This is a genomic window from Chitinophaga sp. NPDC101104 (assembly GCF_050277495.1).
Taxonomy (GTDB): Bacteria; Bacteroidota; Bacteroidia; order Chitinophagales; family Chitinophagaceae; genus Chitinophaga.
This window is the reverse complement of the sequence record NZ_JBNNSF010000001.1, coordinates 4,241,432-4,254,544: the sequence shown is the minus strand read 5'-3', so window position 1 is coordinate 4,254,544 and position 13,113 is coordinate 4,241,432. Positions and strand designations below refer to the sequence as shown.

The following is a 13,113-nucleotide window of genomic DNA, read 5'->3' as shown; positions in this document are numbered from 1 at the left end:
GAATTAACACAGAGTTATGAAAAAATGGACGATACGAATCTGGTCTGCCGTCACGGCCGCGTTCCTCCTTTCCGGTTGCGATGCCATCCTGGAAGTGAAGCCGCAATCCAGTATTACGGATGAAGTGTATTTCCGCGACGAGGGCGATTTCGAGCCGAATGTGATCGGTATTTACACCGTGGTGCGCAGTCTGGCCAACAACATCACCTACGGCACGGAGCGGAGCGAGGAACTGATTTCCGCGCTGAACTCGCGGTTTACCGTGGCCTGGTCGCATACTTTGTCGCCCACGTCGGGCGCGGTGAACTACGCCGAATGGTACCGTGGCATCGGGCATTGCAACCTGCTGCTGCAGAAAATACAGCCTTTTCCTTTCAATTCCGATCCCGATCTGAAAAAGACCATACAGGCCGAAGCCTACGCGCAGCGCGCCTGGTTCTATTATCACCTCCTGCGGGTGATCGGCGATGCGCCCATCATGCTGGAAGCGGTGGTGGATGAAAATGTGCCCCAGTTGCCGCGTTCGCCGGCCGCCGATGTGATGGCGCAGGTATTGGCCGATGTGGAAGCTTCGCTGGAGCTGTACAGATCCTCCTCCAAATTCTCCAAAACCGCCTATCCTTCCCGCTATCGCTTCTCCTACGGATCGGTGCTGGCGCTGAAAGCCGACGCCCTGTTATGGAAAGCCAAAGTGCTCGGCGGCGGGAACGCGGCATTGCAACTGGCCGTGGAAACCATCAGCGAGATCGAGACCACCGGCGTTCGCCTCAACGCCGATTTCGCGGACGTGGCCGGCAAGCGCGCCGCCGATAACCCGGAAGTGCTCATGGCCGCTTACTACCACCGCGACGAAACGCCCGGCGGCAACTACGCCAAAAACGCATTGCCGTTCGAAGAAGGCATCAAAGGCGCGCTCAACAAGGATTCCCTTCCTTGGACGGCCACTTCCGTCAACGGCCAGGGCGCTTACCAGATCAGCCCGGCCTCCCGCGCACTGTTCACCAACGCCAACGACGTTCGCATCCGCGACACCTGGGTGGTGGAACTGCAGTCCACCGGCCCGAAAGTAGCCTGGATCAACAAGCTCCCCGGCACTAGGTACCTCGACGATCGCGTGTCCGACAACGACGTGGTGCTCTGGCGCCTGGCCGATATTTTCCTCCTGAAAGCCGAAGCCTACGCCGCGCTGAACGATGGCGCCAACGCCAAACTGTACCTCGATAAAGTGCGCGCCCGTACCGCAACCGGTGTATATTCCGGCGCCATGGACAAGCAGAGCCTCGAAAAGGAAATCCTCAACGAGCGCGGCCGCGAGCTGTTCTTCGAGAATAAGCGCTGGTTCGACCTCGTGCGGTTCCACAAAGGCGGTACGCTGGACATCTACCAGTACGTGCCCAACCTCGCCGGCAAGACCACGCCGCTTTTCTGGCCCCTCAACAGCACGGTGCTCGCCAACAATCCCAACATCAAACAAACGGAAGGATATCAACCATAAAATCATCCAGATGAAATATATGCAAAAGCTGCTGGCACTCGTTTGCATCGCACCGATGGCGCTGGCCTGCAACGACGATACCGGGAAGGTTTTCCCGAAGATCGAGCCACCGTCCACAGTGCTACCCTACGTATTCCAGCAGGGGACGGAAGGATACAGCTGTTTCCGCATCCCGGCCATCGTTATGACCAACAACGGTCAGCTGCTGGCGTTCGCGGAAGGACGGAAAAACGATTGCAGCGATGAAGGCGACATCGACCTCGTCATGAAACGCTCCCTCGATTCCGGAAAAACCTGGAGCAAGCTGCAGCTGGTCTGGAGCGATGCGGACAACACCTGCGGCAACCCGGCCCCCGTGGTAGACCGCAATACCGGTACCATCCGGCTGCTCATGACCTGGAATTTCGGGCACGACGATATCGGCAAGATCAACGCCGGTACCAGCAAAGATACCCGCCGCGTGTACCTCACATCTTCCACGGACAACGGCAATACCTGGGACGCGCCGAAGGAAATCACCACCACCGTAAAAGCCCCCGCATGGGGCTGGTACGCCACCGGGCCCTGCCACGGCATCCAGATCACCCAAGGCCCTTACAAAAACCGGATGGTAGTGCCGTGCGATTATATGGAAGTGGGAGCGGGGAGAAGAGGGAATTCTCACGTCATTTACTCCGACGATGCCGGCGCTTCCTGGACACTGGGCGGCAAAGTACCGCAGATCTCCGGTCTCAACCCGAACGAAAGCACCGTGGCGGAATTGTCTGACGGAAGACTGATGCTCAACATGCGCGTAGGCGGCAACGATTACAAGCGCCTCGCCAGCATCAGCAGCGACGGCGGCCAGACCTGGGGCGCGGCATACGATGAAGCGACGCTGACAGACCCCGTGTGCCAGGGATCCCTGCTGTCGGCCATGGTGAAAGGCAGCCATCGGCTGTTTTTCTCGAACCCCGGCGCCACCACGCGCACGAACATGACCGTTCGCATGAGCGGCGACGACGGTGCGAAATGGGACAAGAAGAACCTCGTGTTCGAGGGGCCTTCCGGTTATTCCGATCTCGTGATGCTCGACGATTCCAGGATCGGGCTGCTGTTTGAAGGCGGGCTCGCGAAGTATTTCAACGGCATCGCGTTCCGGACGGTCGCACTTTCCAACATTAAATAAAGAAACGCAAATATGAGAATAAACCGAAGTTTACCGGTAGCGGCCGCCATGGCGATGATCGGGCTCGCGGCATGCAGCGCCCAGCGGCCCGTGGCGCAACCGCCGGCGGAGGAGACGCACGTCGTTTTTGAGCCGGGCGGATTGTACGCTTCCATGCGCATCCCGGCGCTGGTGGTGACTAAAAAGCATACCCTGCTCGCTTTCTGCGAAGCCCGCATCGGCACGGCCAGCGACTGGGCGGATATGCACCTGGCCCTGCGCCGGAGCACCGACGACGGAAAGACCTGGAGCCCCATCCATGTGCTCGACAGCTTCAAACAGGGGCCCGTGGGCAATCCCGTTCCCATCGTAGACGATCGCGGAACGGTGCATTTGCTTTACCAGAAAGATTATAAAGACGCGTTTTATATTTCTTCCGAAGACGATGGGAAGACCTGGTCCAAACCCCGGGACATCACGCCCGTGTTCGACCGCTTCAAGCCCGAGTACGACTGGAAAGTGCTGGCGCCCGGCCCTGGGCACGGCATCCAGCTGAATAATGGAAGGCTGCTGTCGGCCGTTTGGCTGGCGGATTCCCGGAAGCTCACGCCCCGCAGGAGCCATCATCCTTCCTGCATGGCCACCGTGTACAGCGACGATTACGGCAAAACCTGGGAGCGCGGCGCCATCGTGGCCGACAGTTCCGCCCTCATTTCCAATCCCAACGAAAGCCAGCCCGTTCAACTGCCCGACGGAAAAGTGCTCATGAGCATCCGTAGCCCGTCGGCCGTGAAGCGCCGCGCTTTCAGCGTCAGTGCCAACGGGATTTCGGACTGGAGCGGGGTCCGATTTGCGGAGGAGCTTTTCGATCCCACCTGCATGGCTTCCATCGTCAGCGTAAAATCCGCGAACGGAAAGAACGCGCTGGTGTTCGTGAACCCGGACAGTAAAGACATCGAGAAAAATCCGCGGAAGAACCTCGTGGCCAAGGCTTCGTTCGACAACGGGCAGACCTGGCCCGTCTCCAAAGTCCTCGACCCCGGCGCCGCCGGGTACAGCGACCTGGCCGCCGGCCCCGGCAACATTATCTATTGCCTCTACGAAACCAATACGAAAGACAACAAAGGCTGGAACTACAGCCTCGTGCTCAAAAAATTTTACACCAATTGGATAACCCGTTAAAACCTACACACCACACCATGAGAATACAAGGATTGATCGCCGCCACATTCAGCTCGTTCCATGCCGACGGCTCGCCCGACCTCACCCGCATCCCTTCGCTGGTAGACCAGCTCATCGCCGATGGCGTGAAGGGCGTTTTCATCTGCGGTACCAACGGCGAAGGGCCGAACCTGACCATCGAAGAGCGGATGCAGATCGCGGAAGCGTACGTGAAAGCCGTGAACAAACGTTGCCTGGTGCTGGTACACGTTGGCCACCCCGCCATCGCGGAAGCGCGCAAGCTGGCGGAGCACGCGCAACGCATCGGTGCAGACGCGATCTCGGCGGTAGCCGCGTTTTACTTCAAGCCGTCGTCTGCCCAAAACCTCGTGGATTGCATGGCGCAGATCGCTTCGGCGGCGCCGGAGATGCCATTCTACTATTACCACATCCCCGCCATCACCGGCGTGGCCATGGATTTGCTGGAGTTCCTGCAACTGGCGGAACCCGCGATCCCCAACCTCGCAGGCATCAAATACACCGCGTCTACCTTGCACGAATACCAGGCATGCGTGCAATACGGCAACGGCAAATTCGATATCCTTTTCGGGTACGACGAATTGCTGCTGCCTGCGCTGGCCGTTGGCGCGAAAGGCGCCATCGGCAGCACGTACACCTTTGCCGCTCCGCTCTACCGCAAGGTGGTGGCGTGTTTCGAAGCGGGAGACATGGCCGGTGCGCAGCAGTGGCAGTACGAAGCGGTGCGGATGATCCGTTGCCTGGGGCGGTATTCGCCCATCCCCACGCAGAAAGCGATCCTGAAAATCCTCGGTACGGACCTCGGCCCGTGCAGGTTGCCACTGGCGCAATTGAGCCCGCAGCAGACGGAAGACATCCGTCAGTATCTCGAAGACATCCGGTTTGCCGAAACGTTGCGGGCCGCGGGGGCTTCCCTGCCCGGGAACGTCGCAGCCGGCCATCATTCCCCTCACAAAAGCTAACAACATGAAACATTCCCGTTACCTGTTTTTTTGTCTCGCAGCCCTGTCGATGGCCGCCTGTAAGAAAGACGACGGTCCCGACGATACCGTGATCCGCGAAGTGGCGTTCGAATCGGACAAGCAGGAGATCAGCGCCGGAGACAGCATCGTGTTCAAGGATTTTACCGATGGATACGTGACCCACTGGCAGTGGAACTTCCAGGGCGGCCAGCCGGAATCCTCCACTTTGTCGGCCCCCAAAGTGATCTACTCCCAGCCCGGCACTTACGAAGTGACGCTGGAAGTGAAGAACGCCCATACACAAAAGTCCATCACCAGAAAAGCATATATCAAAGTGGATTACAACCGCGTGCGTGCCGATTTCAAAACGGCCGCCGCGGTTTATTTCCAGCACGAAGACGTAGCGTTCAGGGACACCAGCGCCGGCAAGCCGCAGACCTGGGCCTGGGAGTTTACGCCCCTGAAAGGCGGTGCCACGCTGCGTTCTACGCAACAGCACCCGGTAATGAAGTTTGCAGACACGGGCTATTACCGTGTATCGCTCACGGCATCCAATCCGCAGTTTACGGACCAGGTGGTGAAAGAAAATTTCATCAGGATACTTGACCCCGCATCCATCAGCGCCGATTTCACCAGCGATCAACCCGCTACGTACACGGGCGGGAAAATCAAGTTGAAAGACGCTTCCGTTGGTGCGGTAAGCGGTTGGGAATGGACGATCAGCGGCCCCGAAGCGCATGCCTCCACCGACCAGAACCCGGAATTCACGTTCACGCAGCCGGGAAGGTATAAGGTGTCGCTCAGGGTGAGCAATCCCTACAATTCACATGTCAAAACGATGGACAAATTCCTGCTCGTGATCCCCTCCGGCAACTTGTCGGCCTTCGTTCCGTTCAACCATTCGGCGATCGATGCGGGGCCGAACGGCATTGCCATGTCGGCCGTTGGCGGCGGCGTCGCTTTCGGGCAGGACCGGTTCGGGGGAACGGGGCTATCCGCTACGTTCAACGGCGCTTCCGGCGTATTGCTCTCCGATCATGCCGCAACGAATTTCGGCGCGGATGATTATACTGTTTCCCTTTGGGTGAAAACCGGATCGAACAGCAAAATGATGCTCTGGCAGGAATCCGGGCGCAACGGGAGCAAAGACAACCAGACCTGGGTGCGCCTCAACGACAATACCAGCGACCGCCGGATGCGTTTCTGCATCGAGGACGGGGTAGGCTCTACGTTTGTGAACCTCGGCGCCGCGGGCAACGTGAGCGACGATGCGTGGCATCACGTGGTGGCGGTGCGCAGCGGCACTACGACTGCGGTATATGTCGATGGTGTGAAGGTGGGGTCGGCCACTGCGCCCGCATTGCGGACGGTGTCGAACGGACAGGACTTCAAGATCGGGTTCCAGGAAGGGGCAGCGGCCAATTCCAGCTATTTCTCCGGTCAGCTCGACGATGTCATCATCTACCGCAAAGCTTTGACAGACGCGGAAGTGCTGGCATTGTACCAACTATAGCGTATGAAAAATTTTCTCTTTCTTTTGATCATATCGATGTGTTGTATGGCAACAAGTTGCAGTATGCGAAAAACGGAAACCGGCCGGGCGGCGTATCATTGGGATACGCTGCCGGCCATCCCCGACGAAAAAGGTTTCGCGGGATCATTTGCCGGCGTTTCGAACGGGGCGTTGCTGGTGGCGGGAGGAAGTAATTTCCCCGGCAACGGTACGCCCTGGAACGGCGGCGTCAAAACCTGGTACGATAAAGTGTTTGTGCTGGAAGATGCGAATGGCGGCTGGAAGGAAGCCGGAAAACTACCGCGGCCTTTGGGCTATGGTGTTTCCATTACGACTGACGACGGCTTGCTGTGCATCGGCGGCAGCAATGCCGAAGGGCATTATGCGGATGTGTTCCTCCTCCGCTGGAAGAATGGTGCGCTGGAAACGGTCCCTTTTCCGCCGTTGCCCTTTCCATTGGCCAATGCCTGCGGCGCGATGGCCGGGAAAAAAGTGTACGTGGCCGGTGGGCTCCGTTCGCCCGGAAGCCTGGATGCCGCCAGTGATTTCTACCTGCTCGACCTTTCCGAATCACCAGAAAAATGGCATTGGCAGCAATTGCCCACATGGCCCGGCGCGCCGCGGATGCTGGCAGTAGCCGGCGTTTCGGGGGATTCGTTCTTTATTTTCAGCGGAGCGGGCCTGCAGAACGGCGCGCGCAGTTACCTCACCGACGCCTGGCGCTACGATCCTGCAAACGGCTGGACCTCCTGCGCGCCCATGCCGGCGCCAACGGTGGCCGCGCCCACGCCCGCAGCTACGGACGAACAAGGAACGGTCCGCATTTTCGGGGGAGATAATGGCGCCGACGCGGCCAACGCCGCCACCCTCCGCGAACGCCATCCGGGGTTTTCGGATTCCATCTATGCCTATGACCCTGAAAAGGATGCCTGGTCGACCGGTGGCCGCATCCCTACTGTCCATCTCGCCGATGCTGCGAACGATCCGAACAAAAGCCTCTGGGCGCCCGTGACCACGCCGCTCACACGCTGGAACGGCCGGCTGGTGATCCCCGGCGGCGAAGTTCGCCCGGGAACGCGCACGCCCCGCGTTCGCACGGCGGAGTGACAATATTTGACTAGTTTTAAAAATCCACGGAACCAGGAATGATGAAAAACGCAAGATATTACCCATGGCTCGTTGTGGCGCTCCTCTGGCTGGTAGCGCTGCTCAATTACCTCGACCGGCAGATGCTGTCTACCATGCGCCCAGCCATCCAGATTGATATCCACGAGCTGGAAAGCGCCACCAACTTCGGAAGGCTCATGGCGGTTTTCCTGTGGATTTACGGGTTGATGTCGCCCCTGTCCGGCCTCGCGGCCGACCGTTTCAACCGCAAATGGCTTATCACCGGAAGCCTTTTCGTCTGGTCTGCCGTAACGCTGCTCATGGGCTATGCAGGCGATTTCTGGCAGCTCTATGCCTTGCGGGCGGTCATGGGTGTGAGCGAAGCGCTTTACATTCCCGCGGCGCTTTCCATGATCGCGGATTACCATACCGGGAAAACACGATCGCTGGCCGTGGGCATTCATATGACGGGCCTCTACATGGGCCAGGCGCTCGGCGGCTTCGGCGCCACCATCGCCGCGGTGGCTTCCTGGCAGGCCACTTTCCACTGGTTCGGGCTCATCGGCATCGCGTATGCAGTTGTGCTGATGGCCTTCCTCCATGAGAAAAGGCCCGAAATGCCGGCCGGTCCGGTTTCCGGGCAGCGCAAACCCCTGTTCGGCGGATTGAAAGGCCTGCTGGGGCTGCTGCCGTTCTGGGTCATCTTCCTGTATTTTTCCATTCCCAGCATCCCCGGATGGGCTATTAAAAACTGGCTGCCGACGCTATTCTCCGGCAGTCTGGGCGTGCCCATGAGCGAAGCCGGCCCGCTGGCTACCATTACCATCGCAGCTTCGTCGCTCATCGGCGTGGTGGCAGGCGGCATGCTGAGCGACCGATGGGTGCAGCATAACCTCCGGGGGCGCGTGTATACCAGCGCCATCGGGCTATCGCTCACCATTCCCGCGCTGCTGTTCCTGGGCCTGGGGAATTCGGTGTTCTTCCTCGTGGCCGCGGCGTTCTTTTTCGGCGCGGGCTTCGGGATGTTCGACGCCAACAACATGCCCATTCTCTGCCAGTTCGTTAGCCCGCGCAACCGCGCCACGGCATACGGGATCATGAATATGGGCGGCGTATTTTCCGGCGCGCTCATCACTGGCTGGCTCGGCCGGTCTACCGACGCCGGGAACCTCGGGCGCGATTTCGCCCTCATGTCTGTCGTGATCCTCGCCGCGGTGGTCATGCTCCTCGTTACCCTCAAACCCGGATCCAGGGATTTCCAGGACGAAACGGCAGACGCTTCAAATCCGTAACTTTGCCGTTCAATCAACGGAAAATGGACCAAACGCAAAAACAGTCGCACTGGGAAAAGGTATATCGTGAAAAAGGCCCGCAAGACGTGAGCTGGACGCAGGACAAGCCCGAACTTTCGCTGGAGCTGATCCGGCAGACGGGCCTCGGGAAAGACGCCGCCATCATCGATATCGGCGGGGGCGACAGCCGGTTGGCCGACTGGTTGCTGGAAGAAGGGTACACCAACATCACGGTGCTCGATATTTCCGCGGCGGCGCTGGAAAAAGCGAAAGCGCGGCTGGGGGAGAAGGGTACCGGCGTGAAGTGGATCGTATCCGACATCGACGCCTTCGAAGGCGGATCGTACGACATCTGGCACGACAGGGCCGCCTTCCACTTCCTCACCACGCCCGAACAGATTGCCCGCTACGTGGAAACGGCCGGTCGCTCCGTAACCGGCACGCTCATCATCGGCACTTTCTCCGAAACCGGCCCCGAAAAATGCAGCGGACTGCCGGTGACGCGCTATTCCGAAGCAAAAATGACGGAAACCTTTGCGCCGCATTTCCGTAAAAACGAATGCCTCACACACTTGCATACCACGCCTTTCGGCACCACGCAGGATTTCAGATTTTGTATCTTCACGAAAACAGCCTGAGCAACCTTTGCCGGCAGATTTTGTTAATATTGATAAAATCGATTGATAATGAATTCATTACTGCTGATGTTGGTGTTGTGCATTTCCGGAAGCGCCTTTGCGCAGGACGTCCGCGTGCAGCAATCCATTCCACCGGTCGTGGAGAAAAATTTCAAGAAGAAGTTCCCCGCCGCCAAGGATGTGGAGTGGCATCGCCAGGGCGACAGGGTGCTGGCGGATTTCGACGTGAACCGGGTAGACCATAAAGCCCTGTACGAGGCCAACGGCAAGCTCCTGGCCTGGAAGTACGACGTCCGCTCCGGGGCGCTCCCGGCGCCGGTGACGCGCGCCATCCGCACGCAATACAAAGGCTTTAAGGTCGACGATGCCGAAATGATCACCCGGGGCAAGGAGATTTTCTACCAGGTGGAGCTCGACGGCAAGCCGGACGATCTTAAAGTTGTTTTCGATAAGGAAGGAAAGGTGATCGAGAACGCGGATTGGTGGTGATAATTTTCTATTTTAACCCGCATGAAACACCTGTTATCCTTCCTGTTCCTGTTGCTGGCCGTTACTGCTTCCGCACAGGATACCCTTTCATATCAGCGCAAAGACAATATTCCTTACCGCACCGGTGAGCAGGACGCCTACATGCGGGAACGCTGTGTGCTGGATGTGTATTACCCTTCCCGCCCTGCGAAACTCCCCGTAATCGTGTGGTTTCATGGCGGAGGGATCACGGGTGGCAATAAATTCATTCCGAAAGAACTCATGAAGCAAGGCGTAGTAGTGATGGCGGTGAACTATCGCCTGAGCCCGAAGGTAAGCTGCCCGGCGTATATTGAAGACGCCGCGGCCGCGGTGGCCTTCGCTTTCCGGCATGCGGCCGAATATGGTGGCGATACATCGCGGATTTACGTGGCGGGACATTCGGCCGGGGGGTACCTCACGGCCATGGTGGGGCTGGACAAACAATGGCTCGCCCGGTATAACTTAGACGCCAACCGCATCGCAGCGCTTTTTCCCTTCAGCTCCCAGGCCATTACGCATTTTACCGTCAGGAACGAACGGAAAATCCCCGAACTGACGCCCATCATCGACGCATTCGCGCCCCTTTACCACGTTCGCCCGGACGCGCCGCCGCTTTTCCTCTACACCGGCGACCGCGAAAAGGAAATGATGGGCCGCTACGAAGAAAACGCCTACTGGGCGCGGATGATGCAGCTAGCCGGCCACAAAAACACCCATCTCTACGAATTCGACGGCTACGAGCACGGCAACATGCCCGGCCCCGCATACCCATTGATGCTGCAGGAAATCAGGAAACGGAAATGATGATACACCGGCCTCTTCGTCACTCCGTCCGCAAACTCTTAACAGGGTTGGCGTTCGCCGCGCGGAAAGTTTGAATGAAGATCAATACGGCCGTCACACCCGCCAGCAACACGAATGCCGTAACGAAAGGCAATGGTGTGATATGGATGCGGTAAGTATAATCGTTCAGCCAGTGATGCATAATGAAATAGGCGATAGGGAAGGCGACCAGCATCGCCACGAGGATCACTTTCATGAATTCCTTCACGAACAGCCCGATGATCCCGGGGACGGACGCCCCCAGCACTTTGCGCACCCCGATCTCTTTCGTACGCTTTTGAATACTGAACGAGATCATGCCCGTCACCCCAAGCAGCACGATCACCAAAGCGAGCCCCGTGGCGGCATATGCGGCGTATTTAAGCCGAAGCTCTGTGTCGTACATCCGCGCGAGCATGTCGTCGGTAAACTTGTATTCGAACGGCGTGCCGGGCATCAGTTCTTCCCACTTCGCCTGAACGGCCTGCATCTGCGCCGCGATCCCGTTGCCAGGCGCGAGCTTCAGCGACATATACCGGTAAATGTTCGTAGCAGAAGGATGGATGAACAGGATCGGTTGTACCGCCTGTTGCATCGATGAAAAATGAAAATCCTTCACCACGCCGGCCACCGTCAGCACAGCACTGAAACCTGCCACCCGAATCTGCTGGCCGATGGCGGATTGCGGGACCTCCCAGCCGAAAAGCCGCGCCAGCGATTCGTTGATGACGATCGTTCCCTGCGGGAATTGTTGCCCCGCTTCGGCAAAGAACCTACCCGCCGCCATAGACATGCCGTAGGTCTGCGCGAAATATTCGTCGGTATATAATTGTAAAGTCGTAACCGCGTTCGCAGAATCCCTCCCAGCACCATACACATTGATGCTGCCGCCGTTGTTGCCGTCAGGGATTTCGAAAGACACGGCCGCCGATCGCACTTCCGGCAGCTGCGCCAACTGCCCGCGGACGTTCTGCATCCGGGCGAGGCCTTCGGGCGTCCAGTCGCGGGGAAGCGGGAGCGAAACGAGCCGGGTTTTATCGTACCCCAGCTGATCGCTGAAGAACAGCTGCACCTGCCGGCTGATGATAAACGCCGCCACGAGCACCACCGCCGCCGTGAGATATTGAAAACCGACGAGCGATTTGCGGAGGTTCACTTTTTCGTGCGTGGCTTTCAGCTTGCCTTTCAGGGCGTCCGTAGCCCGGAAGCCGGACAGGACGAATGCAGGATACAACCCCGCCGCGAGCCCCGTGAGCACGATGAGCGCCAGCGGGAAGGCGATGAAATACGCGGGGAAGTCGCCCAGGCCGGGCAATTCCTTGCCCAGCAATTGTGAGCACGGCACTTTCAGCGCAAAATACAAGCCCGCGCCCACCACGGCCGACGCAATCACGAGCATGGCCGATTCCAGCATGAACTGCCAGATGAGTTGTTTGCGCCGTCCGCCCAGCGCTTTCCGCACGCCGATCTCTTTCAGGCGCGACGAAGCCCTGCTCACCGAAAGATTCACGAAATTGACGATCGCCATCAGCAGGATGAACAACGCGATGCCGGAAAGCGTATACAGCATGCGGCGCACGAGCCCGTTGCCGCTGTTGAGGTAATATTCGGTCAGGGGGACGGCTTCCACGCGGAGATTGGCCACCACGGCAGCGTCTGTATGCGTTTTCAGCAGTGCGGCGAGCGGTTTTTCGAGGTCGGCGGCGGTTACGCCTTCGCGGAGCTCCACGAGGCCCACGATGAAGGGGCTCGTCCAGTTATTCATGTCCCTTCCGAAAAAAGTGATCGCGGAAGAAGGAAGGTAAATGCCGTTTTGATTGCGGGAATCGATGTGGGTGACGGTATTTTGCGCCGGCGTTTCGATCACCGCATCGATCGTGAAGGGCAGCCGTTTTCCCGCAAAATTGGAAATCTCGATCGTATTGCCCGCCACATCCGTTTTTCCGAAGAATTTCCGGGCGATGTCCGCGTTGATCACCGCGGAAGTGGGCGCCTGCAAAGCGTGGGCCACGTCGCCGGAAAGCACCTTGAACCCGTACATTTTCAGGAACGAGCTGTCGCCGATCTGCAATCCTTCCCGGAAAGCCTTTTCGCCGATGTTCACCTGTCCCGTCACCCCGTCCCACCGGTAATAGTTTTCCACCAGCCCGGGATATTCCTCCTTCAACGCCACCGGCAGATTCCCGAAGGTCGCCAGTTCGAATCCGAAATTGGGGTCTTTCCATTTGCTGAGGAGGATGTGCTGGCGGGATGCGTGCTTCAAGCCGCGGTTCACCTGCAATTCGCTCCAGACGTAGGCCAGCACGAGCATGGCAAACGCGATGCCCGTTGCCAGGCCGGCAATGTTGAGGATGGAATGGAACCGGTATTTGACCAGGTTCCTTTGTGCTATTTTAACGTAGTTAGCGAGCATATGGAATAGTTGCG

11 protein-coding genes are annotated in these 13,113 nt (G+C 58.5%); 10 read left to right on the top strand and 1 reads right to left on the bottom strand.

Going from position 1 to position 13,113, the window contains the following annotated elements:
* Positions 1 to 16 precede the first annotated feature (16 nt).
* The 10 genes from ACQKLP_RS17075 (at position 17) to ACQKLP_RS17030 (ending at position 10,668) form a co-directional block, all read left to right on the top strand.
* The gene (locus ACQKLP_RS17075) at positions 17 to 1,495 is read left to right on the top strand and encodes a RagB/SusD family nutrient uptake outer membrane protein (RefSeq protein ID WP_427324008.1); all 1,479 of its coding nucleotides are present in this window, start codon (positions 17 to 19) and stop codon (positions 1,493 to 1,495) included.
* A gap of 10 nt (positions 1,496 to 1,505) precedes the next feature.
* On the top strand, positions 1,506 to 2,663 hold the full coding sequence (locus tag ACQKLP_RS17070) for a sialidase family protein (RefSeq protein WP_427324007.1): 1,158 nt from the start codon (positions 1,506 to 1,508) through the stop codon (positions 2,661 to 2,663).
* A 12-nt stretch (positions 2,664 to 2,675) separates the two neighbouring features.
* On the top strand, positions 2,676 to 3,824 hold the full coding sequence (locus tag ACQKLP_RS17065; protein ID WP_427324005.1) for a sialidase family protein: 1,149 nt from the start codon (positions 2,676 to 2,678) through the stop codon (positions 3,822 to 3,824).
* A 17-nt stretch (positions 3,825 to 3,841) separates the two neighbouring features.
* A complete protein-coding gene (locus ACQKLP_RS17060; RefSeq protein WP_427324004.1) occupies positions 3,842 to 4,804 on the top strand; it encodes a dihydrodipicolinate synthase family protein in 963 nt (320 codons plus the stop codon).
* 4 nt (positions 4,805 to 4,808) lie between these two features.
* Positions 4,809 to 6,317: a LamG-like jellyroll fold domain-containing protein gene (locus tag ACQKLP_RS17055; RefSeq protein WP_427324003.1), complete on the top strand. Its 1,509-nt coding sequence runs from the start codon at positions 4,809 to 4,811 to the stop codon at positions 6,315 to 6,317.
* A gap of 63 nt (positions 6,318 to 6,380) precedes the next feature.
* Positions 6,381 to 7,424: a galactose oxidase gene (locus tag ACQKLP_RS17050; RefSeq protein ID WP_427324002.1), complete on the top strand. Its 1,044-nt coding sequence runs from the start codon at positions 6,381 to 6,383 to the stop codon at positions 7,422 to 7,424.
* Between the two features lie 38 nt (positions 7,425 to 7,462).
* Positions 7,463 to 8,716 carry an MFS transporter gene (locus tag ACQKLP_RS17045; RefSeq protein WP_427324001.1) on the top strand — a complete coding sequence of 418 codons (1,254 nt, stop codon included), beginning with the start codon at positions 7,463 to 7,465 and terminating at the stop codon, positions 8,714 to 8,716.
* 23 nt (positions 8,717 to 8,739) lie between these two features.
* Positions 8,740 to 9,354, top strand: a complete 615-nt coding sequence (locus ACQKLP_RS17040; protein WP_427324000.1) for a class I SAM-dependent methyltransferase — start codon at positions 8,740 to 8,742, stop codon at positions 9,352 to 9,354.
* 48 nt (positions 9,355 to 9,402) lie between these two features.
* A complete protein-coding gene (locus ACQKLP_RS17035; protein ID WP_427323999.1) occupies positions 9,403 to 9,843 on the top strand; it encodes a PepSY-like domain-containing protein in 441 nt (146 codons plus the stop codon).
* 21 nt (positions 9,844 to 9,864) lie between these two features.
* Positions 9,865 to 10,668, top strand: coding sequence for an alpha/beta hydrolase (locus ACQKLP_RS17030; protein ID WP_427323998.1), 804 nt, complete (start codon positions 9,865 to 9,867; stop codon positions 10,666 to 10,668).
* Positions 10,669 to 10,687: 19 nt separating this feature from the next.
* On the opposite strand, the gene ACQKLP_RS17025 is transcribed toward ACQKLP_RS17030, so the two are convergent.
* Entirely contained in the window at positions 10,688 to 13,099 is a 2,412-nt protein-coding gene (locus tag ACQKLP_RS17025) for an ABC transporter permease (RefSeq protein WP_427323997.1), read from the bottom strand.
* Positions 13,100 to 13,113 lie beyond the last annotated feature (14 nt).

Bases quoted from the DNA above. Each gene is read 5' to 3' on its own strand.
- ACQKLP_RS17045 (WP_427324001.1), top strand. From the start codon at position 7,463: ATGATGAAAAACGCAAGATATTACCCATGGCTCGTTGTGGCGCTCCTC.
- ACQKLP_RS17070 (WP_427324007.1), top strand. From the start codon at position 1,506: ATGAAATATATGCAAAAGCTGCTGGCACTCGTTTGCATCGCACCGATG.
- ACQKLP_RS17050 (WP_427324002.1), top strand. From the start codon at position 6,381: ATGCGAAAAACGGAAACCGGCCGGGCGGCGTATCATTGGGATACGCTG.
- ACQKLP_RS17060 (WP_427324004.1), top strand. From the start codon at position 3,842: ATGAGAATACAAGGATTGATCGCCGCCACATTCAGCTCGTTCCATGCC.
- ACQKLP_RS17025 (WP_427323997.1), bottom strand. From the start codon at position 13,099: ATGCTCGCTAACTACGTTAAAATAGCACAAAGGAACCTGGTCAAATAC.
- ACQKLP_RS17065 (WP_427324005.1), top strand. From the start codon at position 2,676: ATGAGAATAAACCGAAGTTTACCGGTAGCGGCCGCCATGGCGATGATC.
- ACQKLP_RS17040 (WP_427324000.1), top strand. From the start codon at position 8,740: ATGGACCAAACGCAAAAACAGTCGCACTGGGAAAAGGTATATCGTGAA.
- ACQKLP_RS17030 (WP_427323998.1), top strand. From the start codon at position 9,865: ATGAAACACCTGTTATCCTTCCTGTTCCTGTTGCTGGCCGTTACTGCT.
- ACQKLP_RS17075 (WP_427324008.1), top strand. From the start codon at position 17: ATGAAAAAATGGACGATACGAATCTGGTCTGCCGTCACGGCCGCGTTC.
- ACQKLP_RS17035 (WP_427323999.1), top strand. From the start codon at position 9,403: ATGAATTCATTACTGCTGATGTTGGTGTTGTGCATTTCCGGAAGCGCC.
- ACQKLP_RS17055 (WP_427324003.1), top strand. From the start codon at position 4,809: ATGAAACATTCCCGTTACCTGTTTTTTTGTCTCGCAGCCCTGTCGATG.